A 16,693-nucleotide genomic window follows, 5' to 3' on the forward strand; every position below is an offset into this window, starting at 1 on the left:
AACTTCTGCGGATATCTGGGTGGCACGTTCTCTCTCATTTCCGAATCTCGACAACCCTACGCGGGTCACTGTCCGGAAGAAATAGAGCACCTCAACGCTGCTGTACGGGAGATCCACCGTGGCACCAGGACCGTGGGCGGTGAGGTGATTCAGCCCCCACGGCCGCGGACCGGGACGCCGGGAACCGGGATTCTCGAACATCGCGGCGCCTCCTGGGTGATCACGGATGTACGGAACGACACGAACCATTGCTCAACGTACGCGCCAGGCGTCCCTCGGAACAGGCCCGGCAGATCGAAATCAGGGACAGCCATCGGAGCATCCCCGCGTTCGCGGGGCCAACCGCATTCAGATCCTCGAACTACCCCAGGTCGAGGGCTCATCCCGGCGTTCGCTGGGCCAACCAGACAACCGCGCTCCATGTCCGCGAGCGTGGAGGCTCATCCCAGCGTTCGCGGGGCCGACACACGCCGAGGTTTGTTCATAACAAACTCTCTGGGACCATCCCCGCGTTCGCGGGGCCGACGCGACGAGGCCCGGAGGCAGCACTCACAGACCGGGCACATCCCCGCGTTCGCGGGGCCGACGCGACCCGGGTCGCGCGGCGGGCGAGTATCCGGGGACCACCCCCGCGGACGCGGGGCCGACCACGACCACGAAGGAGGCCCTCATGGGCTGGAGTGGACCATCCCCGCGGACGCGGGGCCGACCCACCGACTCCGCGGTGCGCTGCGCCACGACCGGGACCATCCCCGCGGACGCGGGGCCGACACCTACCCGTTCTTGATGCCTCCCGGATGCGCGGGACCATCCCCGCGGACGCGGGGCCGACTTCTCCTCGATCAGCGTCCTGTACGGGTCGTACGGACCATCCCCGCGGACGCGGGGCCGACGTCGAGATCGAACGTTGGCTGCTCGCCGAGGTGGGACCATCCCCGCGTTCGCGGGGCCGACACCAGGTCGGCCCGCATGTCCGCCCCGTTCACGGGCTCATCCCCGCGTTCGCGGGGCCGACTACGACGACCCGACCGGTGCGCGGCACGGCGGAGGCTCATCCCCGCGTTCGCGGGGCCGACGAGACGACCAAGCTGAGCGTCGAGAGCGTGCGAGGCTCATCCCCGCGTTCGCGGGGCCGACCCAGGCGTCCGGCGGCAAAATCGTGCTCCCGCAGGCTCATCCCCGCGTTCGCGGGGCCGACATCACCGCCGCGCCCCCGACGGTAGGGGCGACGGGCTCATCCCCGCGTTCGCGGGGCCGACTCCATTCCCACCAGGGTGGCCAGCACCCCGGCCGGCTCATCCCCGCGTTCGCGGGGCCGACGAGCTGCGCGACGCACTCCCGAAGCGCCTGCCGGGCTCATCCCCGCGTTCGCGGGGCCGACTGAACAGCCCGAGTCGCCAAGCTCGTCGGGAAGGGCTCATCCCCGCGTTCGCGGGGCCGACCGGACACGGCTCGTCGTCGGGTCCCGGTACTGCGGCTCATCCCCGCGTTCGCGGGGCCGACGCGGCGCACCGTTTGCGGTGAGCGTCGTACACCGGCTCATCCCCGCGTTCGCGGGGCCGACGCGGGAGCGGACGCGCCGTCGCCCCCGCCGCTCGGCTCATCCCCGCGTTCGCGGGGCCGACGATGTGTCCGGCCGGCAGCTTCGCCGGGGCCTGGGCTCATCCCCGCGTTCGCGGGGCCGACGCCACTACAGGAGGCAGATAGAGGCGGGGGACCGGCTCATCCCCGCGTTCGCGGGGCCGACCACATCCCCAGCACGACAGGACCGCCCCGTCGAGGCTCATCCCCGCGTTCGCGGGGCCGACAGATCTCGATGTCGCCCAATCCCCCGGTCATCGGGCTCATCCCCGCGTTCGCGGGGCCGACGAGCCGATCAACGGTGTGGGCGCCGAAATGGCGGGCTCATCCCCGCGTTCGCGGGGCCGACGTGACTCCGGACATCACCACGGCGGCGGACACGGGCTCATCCCCGCGTTCGCGGGGCCGACACCATCTGCTGACCGGCCGCGACGTTGGTGGTGGGCTCATCCCCGCGTTCGCGGGGCCGACACTGGATGACCTGGGGTTCTACCAGTGGGTAACGCCGTTTTCGTTTAGTTGCATCTTGCCACCTGTTGCTGCCTGTCGTGAAGCGGATCTCCCTCGACTCCACGGTAGTTCACCCCGAGGCTTCTCCTCTGGTACTCCTCGCCGCCCCTGCGGAGGCACGGCCGAGGGCCTGGCTACCTCGTGACCGGCCGCCGGTGTCGACCGTTTCAGATTCACGTCGCCAGATGTGAATCGACCTCGGCCACGTGAAGAACCGGCCTTTCGCAAGATCATCCCCGAAGGGGCGGTGGCGACCTCATCCGTCGAAGCGGAGCCAGCGGTAACCGCGTTCGAGCAGCGGTGTCAGGGTCCCGCGGTGGAGTGCGGCAAAGGTCACGACCGCCTCCCTCTCGTCGCTGCTGACTGACGCGAGCAGTCCAGGGGCCACGAAGAACTTGTCGGCCTCGTAGGTCGGCAGGAACGGACTCAGGGGTACGGGGCGAAGCATGCTCCACAACGAGTCAAGGCGCGGGGTTGGCATGCAGTAGGTCCGTGCGTGATAGGGGGCTGCATTCATGGCTTGGTAGAGGGTGAACTGCAGGAGGAAGCGGCTCAGTGGTTCCTCTTCGAGGGTCGTCTCCGGGTTTGCGGTACGGGGGTCTTCGGTGTGCCAAACGCGGGGGTCGGTTGCACTCGGGCCCTCCGGTGGCCATGGGATGGACCAGTCCATGGAGGCCCCGTGCGTCGCGGCGAAGACGAGCCGGTCGCCGAGGGGTCCGGGAGCGCGCTCGGGTTGTCCGAGTACCGGGTCGTGGAATCCGTGGAGTGCCGGGCGGAGACGGGCGAGGCGGTGGAAAGCCGTCAACGCCGGTGGCAGATCACCCGGTTCGCTCGCCGAGCGCTCCTCTTCGGTCGGCTTGGTCTGCTCGGCGGGAAACCAGCCGAGGACAAACGTTTCCAGGGCGCGGATCGGGTCCGTTTCCACGTGGTCGACCCAGCCCACATCCGGCACCGGTCCGGGTGCCGGAACCGGTCGGACCGCGTCGAGCATCGCGCTGCCCAGCGGTTGGTCGAGCTCCAGTGCGGCATGGTCGAAGTCGGTGGGTGCGGACGGCCTTCCTCTGCAGAGCGCGGTGCCGAGGGGAAGGCAGCCCCGGTCCAGGCGGGCGAAGAGGTGGATCGGCAGGGTGCCCCGGAATTCGAACCGTGGGTGGAGGTCCGGAATCCTGTCCCCACGCAGGAGCACCTTGGTGGCGTCCTGGACGCCGCTGACCCCCGGATGGTCGCCGGGTTCGACGATCACGACGGTTGCTTCCGTGCCTGCCCCGATCACGGCCGAACCCATCTTGTACCGCTGGAGCCCGCGTCCGGCAACGGACAGCGCCGCTGCCTCGGAGATTAGGGAAGGAAGGGGCTGCGTCACCGGATCACCCTATCCAGGGGGCTTGGACAGGAACTTTGGCAGGGAGCGCGGCATTTCGCCGACGATGCGGCTGACCGTGATGACGGGGATGACGGTTGATCACTGCCTGCGCAGGCTCGGCGTCCGACTGCCCTGCACCACGGCGGGCACATCCCCGCGTTCGCGGGGCCGACAGATGGGGAGGGATCGGCACGGAACGGCGACTCGGAGCATCCCCGCGTTCGCGCGGCCGACCAGGCCGCGGGCGATGCCGACGAGGACGGCGAGGTGAAGGACCGGGGCCTTCCGCCGGACCATCCCCGCGTTCGCGGGGCCGACCGGGTGACCCCCGAGTCATTAACAAGACGGTGGGGACCATCCCCGCGCTCGCGGGGCCGACCACGCCGCGCAAGCCCGCCCGCAGCATCAGCAGGGAGCATCCCCGCGTTCGCGGGGCCGACGCCACGACGTCCGCGTCCGTGATGTGCCGGATCGGAGCATCCCCGCGTTCGCGGGGCCGACTGATACCTGGGCGCGCTCACGCGGCGTCCTCCGGGAGCATCCCCGCGTTCGCGGGGCCGACCAAACGACACTTCAGCGCCGCCGGTGTCGACGAGGCTCATCCCCGCGTTCGCGGGGCCGACAGTTCGTAGCCGATGGCGACGGCGTGGGCGCGGGGCTCATCCCCGCGTTCGCGGGGCCGACTCGTCGAGCCGGCGGCGGGCCTTCTCGACCTCGGGCTCATCCCCGCGTTCGCGGGGCCGACTTGTCGACCCATTCGGCCTTGATCCCCACGGGCGGCTCATCCCCGCGTTCGCGGGGCCGACGGGGAGCACGAGAGCGAGCATCGGCGGGCGGTGGGCTCATCCCCGCGTTCGCGGGGCCGACACGACGACAGCACGGAGCGTGACCTTTTCCGCAGGCTCATCCCCGCGTTCGCGGGGCCGACCAGCCCGACGCTATGGGTAATTCGGCCGGAGAGGGCTCATCCCCGCGTTCGCGGGGCCGACTCGCCGCGCAGCGTCTTCTTCTCCATCGAGCCCGGCTCATCCCCGCGTTCGCGGGGCCGACAACAGCCAAAGCGGAGTGGCAAGGTGCCGTTGACAACCATCCCCGCGTTCGCGGGGCCAACGCGATCAGCCACCGGCGGGTGGCTATGGCCCGGGGACCATCCCCGCGCTCGCGGGGCCGACCGCCACTGGCGCGCCGAAAAGGTGAACAAGACGGGACCATCCCCGCGTTCGCGGGGCCGACCGGCAGGCCGCCAACACAGAGTCACGCGCCCGCGGACCATCCCCGCGTTCGCGGGGCCGACCGCGGCTCACAGGTTGCCCCATGGTCACCTGAAGGACCATCCCCGCGTTCGCGGGGCCGACCCGTGACGCAGCCGGAGATCCGGCAGTCCGGCAGGACCATCCCCGCGTTCGCGGGGCCGACCGGGATCCCCAGACCGGGGCCGTCCTCACCTCGGGACCATCCCCGCGTTCGCGGGGCCGACGGGCACCACCACGCCGTCCTCGACGACCGTCGGGGGACCATCCCCGCGTTCGCGGGGCCGACGACTACCAGCACGACCGCGACATCATCCGGCCCGGACCATCCCCGCGTTCGCGGGGCCGAAGCCCGTCTGGTTTGTACCGGTTGATGCCATCTGGGACCAGCCCCGCGTTCGCGGGGCCGACTACTGGTGTGTTTCTCGGAACGACGGCCCTGCTCGGACCATCCCCGCGTTCGCGGGGCCGACCCGCGCAGCGCAGGCACACCCACGCGAGCAGGGGGACCATCCCCGCGTTCGCGGGGCCGACCGCCGGACGCGAACGCCCCCACCGCCGAAGAGGGGACCATCCCCGCGTTCGCGGGGCCGACGTCATGAACGGCGACGTCGCTCATTGGTCCGGCGGACCATCCCCGCGTTCGCGGGGCCGACAGGACGCACCACAGGGGTGGTCGACCGGCGAAAGGACCATCCCCGCGTTCGCGGGGCCGACCGGACCGACCCCGGTCACCCCGACCGAGGAGTGGGACCATCCCCGCGTTCGCGGGGCCGACGGTGACCTCCTGGTCGTGGGCGTCCCCGAAGTGGGACCATCCCCGCGTTCGCGGGGCCGACCGGGCGCCATCCAGTCCCTCCCGGGGTCCGGCGGGACCATCCCCGCGTTCGCGGGGCCGACTCTGGCTGGCCTGGGGTTCTACCAGCCGGTAACAGCATTTTCATTCAGTTGCATCTTGCTACCTGTCGCTGTCCGGTGCGAAGCGGATCTTCCTGTGGCCCACGGTAGTTCACCCAACGGCATCCCCACCCACGCTCCCCCAGACCCCGCGGAGTTCGCGGCCGAGATCCCTGTGCTGACGAGCCGACTGCCGGGCGACCGGGTGACACAGGACGGTCCGTAGGCCGCCCGTGGTGCCGGGCTGCGTCGGTTCCGGGAACCGCATCACGCCGCCCGGAAGCCCAGCAACCCCGCCGTCGGTGTTTTGAATATCGACCGGCAGCCGATGTGGCCGGCCCGGCGCTCAACGGGCCAGCCGGTGCCGCACGTAATCGGTATGGGCTTTGCCGACTTCGATGCTGTTCTCGTCGAGGCCGTTGGCGACGCGGAAACGGCCGGTGTCGAAGGCGAATTCCACGGCGATGGTGGCGTAGGCCAGGTCACGACCCGAGGGGCGCCACTCGAGCAGCGAGGCGTCGCGCAGTATCTGGCCGACGAACGGCTCGAGCCGTGCGTCGGTACCGGACCACGCGGGCGTCGACTCGACCCACTGCCAGCCGGTGACCTGCGCCGTGGTGTCGATGGTGTTCCAGCCGATCGAGAGTTCGTCGAACTTCCGGTGGCAGATCTCGACCCGCACACCGTCGAAGTCCACCACCACCGGGCAATCGGCGAACCACCCCCCGTCCTCGACGAAGCGCACGAGCGAACACCCGGTCAGACGCCGCCCACCCAGCGCCGCCAGGCGTGCTCCGTGTTCTTCGCGAACGGCTTCGATCCCGACAAGGAAGACCGGCTCGAAACCGGAGATGCCCATACTCACGACAGGGGATTCTCCCGATCGCGCAGGACGACGGCCAGCCAAATATCCAACGCCGAACAGTCGGAAGCCCGATGCACGGAGACAGATTCCATACGGCGAATTTCTAGGGGCCATCCCCGCGTTCGCGGGGCCGACGAGATGCGCCAAGCAGCTTTCCAGGACCCGACAGGAGCATCCCCGCGAACGCGGGGCCGACCCTTCGTTCGCCTGGATCCGGTGGTGCGTCTCGGGAGCATCCCCGCGTTCGCGAGGCCGACCGCATCGTGAGTTTCGAGGCTCAAACGGTGCCGGGACCATCCCCGCGTTCGCGGGGCCGACGCTGTCCCAACCTATCCGGTCGGAGCGAAGCTCGGCACATCCCCGCGTTCGCGGGGCCGACGACGCCCATGGCGAGTCCGAGATCGGACATCGAGGCACATCCCCGCGTTCGCGGGCCCGACAACGGTTCGCCCTGAATGCCGGGACCAGTTGGCCCAAGCATGCTCGTCCAAACTTTGCGAACCGAGAGCGGAGCCGATCACCGATCTCCTGGTCGCAGGTCAGTGGGGAGATTCGAAGCCCGCCGACTGGTCGAGGTGGAACGGCGAGCCAAGCCTCTCGGGGGCCCAGCCACCAGTGCGGGCCAGGCGAATGTTGGCGGCGACGTCGGAAGGCAGGACGGAGCCGGGGGACTCACGGCCCCAGACGCTGCTGGGGTGGCGCAGGTTGGTGGTGACCACCAGCGTCGTGCCGGGAGCGGCCGCACACTCGACCGCGTCCGTGGCGGGCGAGTAGCACATGTCCTGCTCCCAGGTGGGGCGTCGCCGCAGACACCATCGGTACTCGACGCCGTCGACGGTGATTCCCCGCGAGCCCTTCTTGGCCAGTGCCATGATCTCCTCCTTCTGCCGGATGGAGAGTACTGAAAGGCCGAGAGGTCGTCTTCGGGTTTGTTGTCGGTGGGGTTGTTCCTGACGCGTTGGCCCGACGTTCCCAAGATCTGACATCAAGCCAGGGGTCGCCACGGCGGCGTACCGCTCCTCGCGCGGCCTGGGGGCGTCCCCGCGTTCGCGGAGCCGACCAGTACTGCGCGCTCGACCAATCCGCCCGGGCGGAACCATCCCTGCGTTCGCGGGGCCGAAGGGCAACGTGCTCAACCCGGGACCATCCCGCGGACGCGGGGCCAACGAGCGCAAGGCGTCGCGCGCTTCGGGCGTCACGGGACCATCCCCGTTCGGACGCCGGGCCGACACGGTGCTGGGCCGCTGCCAGCGGCCAAACCCGGAACCATCCCCGCGCTCGCGGGGCCGACCCCGGCCGCAGCCGGAAACGAGACAAAGAGTGGGAACCATCCCCGCGTTCGCGGGGCCGACGGCGCGACCGCCAGGTCGACGCCGCAGAGCGGGGAACCATCCCCGCGTTCGCGGGGCCGACTTGTCCTCGACCTCGGCCGAGATCTCGACCTTGGAACCATCCCCGCGTTCGCGGGGCCGACGGCCGGCACCGATTCGGTGCCGGCCCTTCGGCGGAACCATCCCCGCGCTCGCGGGGCCGACGTGCACGGCGGTGGGCGCGAACACCGCATGGCGGAACCATCCCCGCGCTCGCGGGGCCGACGATAGCCCGCCGGTTGAACGTGCCTCGTTCATAGAACCATCCCCGCGCTCGCGGGGCCGACTACCAATGCTCAGAGACGCGCCTTCATCACTAGGAACCATCCCCGCGCTCGCGGGGCCGACAGCAGGGTCAGTTGCCGCCCGGTCCACACGCTCGAACCATCCCCGCGCTCGCGGGGCCGACGCTGGATGACCTGGGGTTCTACCGGTGGGTAACGCCGTTTTCGTTCAGTTGCATCTTGCCACCTGTTGCCGCCTGTCGTGAAGCGGATCTGCCTCGACTCCACGGTAGTTCACCTCGCGGCCTCTCCCCTGGCGTTCCTCGCCGCCTCTGCAAAGGCAGTGACCGAGGGCCAGGCGGCCTGGCGATCGGCCGCCGGATGGATCAAAGGCGACTACCTGCCAGGGTCACGTCGTCGGGTATGAATTGGGCCTCGAACACGTGAAAGCCCTGGGCCTTCCGCCGGAACATCCCCGCGTTCGCGGGGCCGACCGTCGAGTACAGGATCCGGTGGTCCAGGTACGAGGAGCATCCCCGCGTTCGCGGGGCCGACCGCTGAACCCACCCACCCACCGATCCACACACGGGAGCATCCCCGCGTTCGCGGGGCCGACCCAAGAGCGTACGGTGACCTGTGGGCCAAGCTGGGAGCATCCCCGCGTTCGCGGGGCCGACTAGCTGCCGCCGCTCATCGGCTGTCGCCAGCGGGGAGCATCCCCGCGTTCGCGGGGCCGACTATGCGGATGTCGGGACGACGGGGCAGGCCCGGGGAGCATCCCCGCGTTCGCGGGGCCGACACCGCGTACGTCGGCGCTCCTTCGCGCAGTTGGGGAGCATCCCCGCGTTCGCGGGGCCGACATCACGTACGGGCCCCCCGCAATCGGGGGTCCAGGAGCATCCCCGCGTTCGCGGGGCCGACCGGACGGGCGTCCCGGACGTGAGCGCGGAGGAGGGAGCATCCCTGCGTTCGCGGGGCCGACGTCGAGGAGCCGGAGCTTGTCCAGAGGCCGGGGGGAGCATCCCCGCGTTCGCGGGGCCGACGCCGTCAGTTCCATCAAAAAGGCTTCACGGGCCGGACCATCCCCGCGTTCGCGGGGCCGACCCGCCGGAGGGCGGGCCGGATGACGACGACGTGGGACCATCCCCGCGTTCGCGGGGCCGACTCGGCGGAACCCGGATCGCGTACCTGTACGAGAGGACCATCCCCGCGTTCGCGGGGCCGACTCACTGGGCGCTTTCGGCTTGGGGGCGGATGCGGGACCATCCCCGCGTTCGCGGGGCCGACGCACCTGCCCGACGCCTGTCCGCTTTGGGTGGGGGACCATCCCCGCGTTCGCGGGGCCGACTACGTGGCCGCGTTCGCGCACGGCATGGTCCCGGGACCATCCCCGCGTTCGCGGGGCCGACCACGCGAGCCGGGCCCGAGTGAGGGCGCTGGCGGGACCATCCCCGCGTTCGCGGGGCCGACTCGTCGTTGCCGACCGCATGCGAAGGGCAGAGGGGACCATCCCCGCGTTCGCGGGGCCGACCGGCGCAATGCGGATGCCCAGTCGCAGACGGTGGGACCATCCCCGCGTTCGCGGGGCCGACCATCTCAAATCCTCTCACCAGGGCATATATGCGGGACCATCCCCGCGTTCGCGGGGCCGACGCCACCCGCATGGCCAAGGATCTCCCGCACCTGGGACCATCCCCGCGTTCGCGGGGCCGACTCGACGATGCCGACGAGGGTGTAGCCGAGGAGGGGACCATCCCCGCGTTCGCGGGGCCGACCTCTACCTGCATAAGTTGTCGGTGGATAGGAAAGGACCATCCCCGCGTTCGCGGGGCCGACACCTGGGCGGCATGCCGCAGCCCATCCAGCTCAGGACCATCCCCGCGTTCGCGGGGCCGACCCCGATCCACTCGGCAGCGTCCCGAATCTCGACGGACCATCCCCGCGTTCGCGGGGCCGACGTTGTCTCGGGTGTTGACATACAGCGCGTCGTAGGACCATCCCCGCGTTCGCGGGGCCGACCCACAGCGTCCGCCGTCGCCCGTAGCGCTCCGCGGACCATCCCCGCGTTCGCGGGGCCGACCTACGCGGGCGGCATGCGACGCGGCTACCGGTAGGACCATCCCCGCGTTCGCGGGGCCGACGTCGGCGGACCAGGCCCAGACCTGGATCGTGAGGGACCATCCCCGCGTTCGCGGGGCCGACACTGGATGACCTGGGGTTCTACCAGTGGGTAACGCCCTTTTCGTTCAGTTGCATCTTGCCACCTGTTGCCGCCTGTCGTGAAGCGGCTCTGCCTCGACCCCACGGTAGTTCACCTCGAGGTCTCTCTCCTGGCGTTCCTCGCCGCCTCTGCGGAGGCAGTGACCGAGGGCGAGACTGCCTGGTGATCGGCCGCCGGATGGATCAAGTTCCAGGATCACGTCATCGGGTATGAATTGGGCCTCGAACACGTGAAAGCCCAGGGCCTTCCGCCGGAACATCCTCGCGTTCGCGGGGCCGACCTCTGCTGCAGCGCGGCCTCGGGATACACGCCCGGACCATCCCCGCGTTCGTGGGGCCGACGGGTACACCGACGCGACCATCAACCGGACGGCAGAACCATCCCCGCGGACGCGGGGCCTTCGACCAAGTCACCGTCAAGGCGGGGGCCTTGTCGGGAACATCCCCGCCTGCGCGGGGCCGCTGGCTCGATGGGCAAGTCCCGCGGGACATCGCCTCCCCACGTTCGCGGAGCCGACCGGGGTGTCCGTGCCAGCGGATCCTCTTCGATCCCACGTTAGTTCACCCGTCAGCCCTCCCGGGGCTCAAGCCGGCCAGGCATGGCACGCGAGTACAGATCAGGGCCGTAGACACGGTGGGCGTAGTCCTCACCGGCGATCTTGCTCATCGAGGAGACCAGACCCGGGTCCTGTTCGGCGGCCCGGCGCATCTCGGCCAGGAGCTGGGCGGGCAACTGTTCGGGATCGGGCAGGCCATCCCAGCGCAGCGGGAGGCCGTCGGTAGACGCGAGGTGGTCCTGGTCGTGTTCGGTGGCGGTGTGCTTCGTTGGATCAGTGGGCGGCGTCGCGGAGTTCGCGCCGGTGTCGCGTTCCGTGCGGCATGTTGGGCACAGGCCGTCCTCCAGGGCGCGGTGGTGCAGCAGGATGACTGCATCGCACTCGGCGCAGTGGCCTCGAGGTGGGCCGGGTGGGTCGGGGCGGTGGGTTGGCGCCGTGTCGGAGCGGGTGTCGTGGCGTTGTTGGGCGACGATCTCGGCGCAGGTCTCGCAGTGACGGCCGGTTGACCATATTGTGCTGGTCTCACAGTCCCAGTGGCCGCAGCCCCAGCGGGGTAGGGCCGCGCTCAGCAGCCAGCGGCCGGGGTCGCGGATGTCCTGGGGTGGGGTGAGGCCGGAGCGGACGATGAGGCGGTGGCGTAGGCGTTCGATGTCCATTCCGATGCCCAGCTGCCGTTCGACCTCGTGGTTGATCTTGCGCAGCAGGAAAGTGCTTGTGATCCGGGCCAGCAGTGGGCGTACCGGTTCCAGGACGGCGTGGACCGCAGGGCTCATCGTCGACCGAACGCCGCCGGGGTGCCGTTCGTGCCTGGTCTCGGATCGGATGGGTCGGCGGTTTTCGTCCGCGCGAAGCGCGCCACAGACGTCGGAAGTGGTGTTTCGCGGGCGCGATTTCGGTTCGCGCGCGCCTACTGGCGTCAGGTCGCCTGCGGCGGATGAGCAAGACGCGTCCGCGTTTTTGTCTGGTGAGTCAGTCCTGGGTGAATCCTTATACGCGAGGGATCCCTCACCGGAACGGGTACCCGATCCCTCACCAGGGCGGGTACTCGGAGAGGTGTCGAGCGTGGCCTTGCCGGGCACCGTCCCGGCCGGTTTCGTGGTCGTGTCGACCTCGACTGCCCCGCCCGCGGCGGCGTCGATCGGGTGCACCGTGCCGTCGGGGCCGGTTGATGTGGACGCGGTGGGGTCCAGGGCGATGTCGTGGGCGACGTAGACGTGGCGCCCGTACGCGCCGGCCCGGCGCTGCACCGTGATCCATCCTGCGGCTTCCACCGCGTCGACGATCCGACCGGCCGCTTCCGCAGTGATCGGCTGCCCGGCGCGCCGGCCGGAGTGGTGCCGCAGGTACCCCGCCAACTCGTTCAGGGTCAGGGCGATGTTCCTCGCCTGCGCATAGGCGATGACCGCGTAGGCCCGCAGCTGCACGGGAGTCAGGTCCTCGGCGGCCGCCACCGGCAGCCACACGTAGCGCTCCCGCACGGACATCGGCCGCACTCGCCGCACTGCCGACATCCCGCGGCCACCCGGCCGTGTCCGCCGTACCGTCGACACCTCCACCACGCCGTCCGGGCCAGGCGCCGTCAGCTTGGCCAAGCCCCGCTCCAGCGACCCCTCCGACAGCCCCAGGTACTTGGCGATCGTCGCGGTTTTCGCCTCGCACCCCTGAGGCCGTGCACCCAGTGCGGAGATCTTCACATAGGACGACAGCGACACGTCCGGGTAGAACTCGAGCTCCACTACCCGCATAGGGGTCCTCACCCGCTGCTTGCGCGTCGGTACGGGCGCAGCCGTCCTCTGGGCGGGCACGCGCCGGGCCGCGACGGCCTCTGCCGCTGCGGCGCTCACCGCCCGCGCCGAACTACTGGCGGCGGGCATGGCTGCGCGACGGGCAGGCTGGCAACCGTCGAGGGCGCGAGGGCGGCGTATGCGAAGGGAACGACGGCGGGCGGGTTGTTGGGCATTTCGGAGCGCTTGCCCATGTGACATGGCGGCGCGGAAAGGCCGTGTGAGCAAGATCGCTTCGGGGCATCGGCGTGTCGGAACGGGGTCTGATCGCGAGACGACGCATCGACGCTGACCAGGGCAAACCGGAATGCCGGTCGTCCGGATCGGTACGTCGAGCCGAGAGCTTGCTGCTCCTCGTTAGGGCTGAATCGCACTCGTCCGGGCATGCCGACGAGACAAGGCGGCAGTACCTCATGCAAAATGAGGTGTCCTTCCTTGAGAAGGGTGTGAAAAACCCCTGAGCTCCCTCGTGGAGCGCAGTGGGTCGGTTCTGGGCGAACCCCGTATTGCCCTGGTCGACCCGGTTGGCGCCGGTAGATCAGGACCTCAGCTGGTTTGGCGGCCAGTTGAGAACTTGTAGGTGGGGACGAAGGTCCGCAGTGTTGCTGCACTACGGAGACCGGCGTCCCGGCGGCTGAGCCGCCTGTGCGCTACTTCAAACAAACCCCCAACACCCCAGAGGTGCGCCCGAAACGGGCGCCGACAGACCCAATCGCCGAATATGCGATCGGAAGCTCGCGAGCCCTCGCCGACGACGTGACCACGTCACCGCGGCGGGGGCTTCGTCGTGGGATGCTCCGGGACATCACGGAAGACCGCGCTGCAGGGCAACGCGAAATGGCGAAAACGCTGCCGGAGCGACGGAGTTGCATCGCTACCACGGCGGGGCGGCGCGCATGCGCAAGGCATGTGCGGGTACGCTTCAACTGCGTGATTACCTTCCTGATCCGAAGGTGTGCGCCCGGCGGGCTAGGCCCGTCGGGACCCCCATGACTTGTCCAAGGTCTGGGGGTCTTAACTTTTCCTGCCACTAAACGCGGGATCACCATACCGCTACTCCCGATCACAGGGCATGCGTCGCCGCGCCGTGTCGGCCGTCCGGTCCCAGGCCGTCGACTGATCGATCAACGTGAGCCCCGCAGTTCACGCAGATGGGCGATGAACTCCCGGGCGTCGTCAGCGTGTCCGTAGCGGGTTTGCAGGACCTGCCCGAGGTCGGCGGACACCATCGCCAGAGACGGCAACGACCGTCGGGGACCTGCGAGAGCCCGCTCGCCGTAAGCAAGGGCGGAGTCCAGGTCGCCCTCGCGGGCTGCGACCACGCCCAGCGTGATCCTGGCCTCGGCGAGCCGCATGGGGGACCTTTCCACCCCGTCGAAATCGGTGCCTGCGCGGATGACTTCGTGGGCAAGTCGCTCGGCGAGCCGGTCTTCACCGGCTTTGCGCAGTGCGTCCATCCTATAAAAGTCGTACTTTGCCGGATCCACGACGAAGTGGTCCTCGATGTTCTCCGGGTACGGCAGCCGTTCCAGGAGTTGCCTCCCCTTGTCCAGCGCTACCTCGGTCTGCGACCGATCGCCCAACCTGGCCCACGCCTTCGCGGCTTGCGCGTGCAACTGCGCGGCCACACTCTCGTTGGGAGCGACGGCGATGCCTGCCTCCGAGGCTGCGATTACGCCGCGGTAGTCGCCTCGCGTCAGGGAGAACCAAGCGCGCATCTCGTGGGCCCACCCCTGCACGCTTACCTCCCCGGACTCGACACCCAGCATCAACGCAGCCTGACGGGTGGCTTCGGCGTCACGCGGCCGTCCTGAGTCGTACTCCACACAGCCCACCAGCAGCGACAACTTCCCGGCCAACGCGATGACCTCGCGATGCTGGGCCAGGCTCACCCGCTGATGCTGGAGTCCAACGACCCGCCCCAACCACGCCCTTCCCTCGACCAGCAGCTGGTCCGCAGGCATGTACGCGTACTCGCAGCACAGTCGATCCGCCGTGATCCGCAGCGCGTCCAGCGTGGCCGCGTCGACGTCGCTGGCACGCAGCCGGGCGATGATGTCCACGGTGTCCATCCCGCTGACCTGCAACACCTCCGCGCGTCCGTCACGTCGCCCACGCTCGGGGAAGAACGCATGAGTGGTCGTGCCGAAGGTCTTGGCGATCACCGACCGGTACTTCACCGGCTGCGCCGCGCCCGCCTCCCACCTCTTCCATTGCCGCAGCAGGTCCTGTTCGCTCACCACGTGGTCCGCGGGAAGGCGAGCCATTAAGGCGCGCACCGCGTCGCCCTGGGACCAGTCTCGAGCGGCTCGTTCCTCGACCATCCGCCTTGCCCAGTCGGGACGCTCGTCCATGCCAACTCCCCTTCCCCGTGGGGTTCTACGGAGGCCTGCGGATTGAAGGCCGTCTGCTGGCGCCGAGGATTGCACGGCACCTCGATCGCGCGGAGGTGACAAGCGACGGTGACATCCCGAATGTCACCCCCCGGTGTCACTTCTTGAAGCAGTTGAGCCAGAGGAAGGTGAACGCGAACTTCCCCGTGGATGAGTCGGAAGGAAGCGCCATCGTGACCGATTCGGTGTTAGTCCATGGCGCCGATTCGTCCGCCAAGAGCCGCCAGCACGGTGCTCGGTCGTCCGTCGTGGACGATGTGTGGCTCATCCGAGGCGGGAGCGTGAAACCGGCCCGCGAACCTCAAAAGATCTTCCTCGCTGAACGCAATCGCGTTGGGGTCGGAATCGGCCAGCCGGTTTCGTTCCTGGATCCGCGACCAACGCTCCTCGTGCGACACCGGCAGGTAGACAAGCGTGGGGAGTCCGCCGGCCTCCCGCACGATCTGGGTCCAGCGGGCTCGCTCTTCCGGGGTCCAGAAGCCGTGGTCAAGTACGACGTCGCGGCCCGCTTTGAGTACATCTTGGAGTTCGACGGCGATCTCTTCGAGGATCGGCGCTTCTCTGGCGAGGAAGTTCCCTCGCGGGAAATCCGGTCCGTAGCGTCCATGACGGCGGAACATCTCCTCGTCTGGACAGAGCCTCAGGTACCCCGCTTTGACGAGGGCACGTGCAAGCGTGGTCTTGCCACTTCCAGGCATCCCGGCCATGAGTACGGCGTTCGGACCGCGCTTGGCGGTCACCGCAGCACGTCCGACGCTGTTGTCCGCGTCCGGCCGGGTGCGCCCAAGTCGACGCCGTACTCCAACAACTGGCCGTCGGCATCAAGAAACTTGGCGCTGAGGACGAGGATCGCCGCGATGGTGCCCCGCTTCAACTCGAGGAGTTCAAGGTCGTCGAAAGTGGCGATCCGAGCGCTTTCCTCGTCGATGCGCCTGGCGACCCGGCGCCCTGTCGCATTGGCGATCAAGTCGAGTGACACACCGCCGTTGAGACGCTCGCTGCGCACGAGCTCCGGTAGTACCAGGGCGAATTCCGCCGGGATCCAGGACGTCGAGTGGGAGACAATGCCATGCACATCCCGGTAGACACGGCTCCTGCGGATCACGTCGTCGCCCGCATCGATGTCGAACGCCAGCGCTACTGCCTCAGGGGCGGGGACTATGGCGGCCGTATGGCCACTGGACTGTTCGCCAGCCCCCCACGTGGAATTCGTTCTGCCACTGCGGTCATGGCGTTCGGAGCCGGAGGACAGCGTCACCGGCGGACCGAGGACCTCGCTACCGATTCCCCGGATTCCGCGGACCAGCTTCTCCTCTCGAAGGAGCTTCATGGCCCTCTCCGCAGTGGGGGTGCTAACCCCCCACTCATCAGCCATGGCCCTGATGCTGGGCAACATCGTGCCCGGCGCCATGGAGCCCGAACTGATCAAGTCGCGGTAGTGCGCCGCGATGCGCTCGTACGGCGGCCTGTTGTCGGCCCGAGCCATGGCATCTCTCCCTTTCTTCGTCTGTTCCATCACTATACCGCTTGACACATGAGGCTACATCATGGAACCTGATGTAAGTAGCTCATGGTGATCGTCTGAGAAGCCGTTGTCTTATCGAACGTGGTCGCTGAGTTTCCTCTGGTCGGGCGTGAACTCGGTTGCTGTGCGGGAGGGATGACGCATTGTGTCGTCT

General features: G+C 69.1%; 7 protein-coding genes and 5 CRISPR repeat arrays. All 7 genes read right to left on the reverse strand.

The annotated features are described in order from the left end of the window. Window positions 1-319: 319 nt before the first annotated feature. A CRISPR array of direct repeats spans window positions 320-2,052; the repeat unit is 24 nt; unit sequence CATCCCCGCGTTCGCGGGGCCGAC. Between the two features lie 295 nt (window positions 2,053-2,347). After that, window positions 2,348-3,454: a hypothetical protein gene (locus ACIRL2_RS50575; protein ID WP_402242438.1), complete on the reverse strand. Its 1,107-nt coding sequence runs from the start codon at window positions 3,452-3,454 to the stop codon at window positions 2,348-2,350. Between the two features lie 149 nt (window positions 3,455-3,603). Then, window positions 3,604-5,604: direct repeats of the CRISPR family, unit length 24 nt; unit sequence CATCCCCGCGTTCGCGGGGCCGAC. A 343-nt stretch (window positions 5,605-5,947) separates the two neighbouring features. After that, window positions 5,948-6,460, reverse strand: a complete 513-nt coding sequence (locus tag ACIRL2_RS50580; protein ID WP_402242453.1) for a hypothetical protein — start codon at window positions 6,458-6,460, stop codon at window positions 5,948-5,950. A 117-nt stretch (window positions 6,461-6,577) separates the two neighbouring features. Further along, window positions 6,578-6,906: direct repeats of the CRISPR family, unit length 24 nt; unit sequence CATCCCCGCGTTCGCGGGGCCGAC. A gap of 99 nt (window positions 6,907-7,005) precedes the next feature. Continuing rightward, complete coding sequence (locus ACIRL2_RS50585) at window positions 7,006-7,338, reverse strand: hypothetical protein (RefSeq protein ID WP_402242440.1); 333 nt, start codon at window positions 7,336-7,338, stop codon at window positions 7,006-7,008. A 327-nt stretch (window positions 7,339-7,665) separates the two neighbouring features. Then, a CRISPR array of direct repeats spans window positions 7,666-8,245; the repeat unit is 29 nt; unit sequence GGAACCATCCCCGCGCTCGCGGGGCCGAC. Between the two features lie 281 nt (window positions 8,246-8,526). Next, window positions 8,527-10,262: a CRISPR direct-repeat array (repeat unit 28 nt; unit sequence GGACCATCCCCGCGTTCGCGGGGCCGAC). A 586-nt stretch (window positions 10,263-10,848) separates the two neighbouring features. Beyond that, window positions 10,849-12,582 carry a hypothetical protein gene (locus tag ACIRL2_RS50590; protein WP_402242443.1) on the reverse strand — a complete coding sequence of 578 codons (1,734 nt, stop codon included), beginning with the start codon at window positions 12,580-12,582 and terminating at the stop codon, window positions 10,849-10,851. A 1,163-nt stretch (window positions 12,583-13,745) separates the two neighbouring features. Further along, window positions 13,746-14,975, reverse strand: coding sequence for an XRE family transcriptional regulator (locus ACIRL2_RS50595; protein ID WP_402242445.1), 1,230 nt, complete (start codon window positions 14,973-14,975; stop codon window positions 13,746-13,748). 227 nt (window positions 14,976-15,202) lie between these two features. Next, window positions 15,203-15,754, reverse strand: coding sequence for an AAA family ATPase (locus tag ACIRL2_RS50600; protein ID WP_402242448.1), 552 nt, complete (start codon window positions 15,752-15,754; stop codon window positions 15,203-15,205). Beyond that, on the reverse strand, window positions 15,751-16,530 hold the full coding sequence (locus tag ACIRL2_RS50605) for a GntR family transcriptional regulator (RefSeq protein ID WP_402242450.1): 780 nt from the start codon (window positions 16,528-16,530) through the stop codon (window positions 15,751-15,753). The genes ACIRL2_RS50600 and ACIRL2_RS50605 overlap by 4 nt, the downstream gene beginning before the upstream one ends. Between the last annotated feature and the right edge of the window lie 163 nt (window positions 16,531-16,693).

Origin of the sequence: Embleya sp. NPDC127516, assembly GCF_044765325.1 — a bacterium.
GTDB lineage: Bacteria > Actinomycetota > Actinomycetes > Streptomycetales > Streptomycetaceae > Embleya.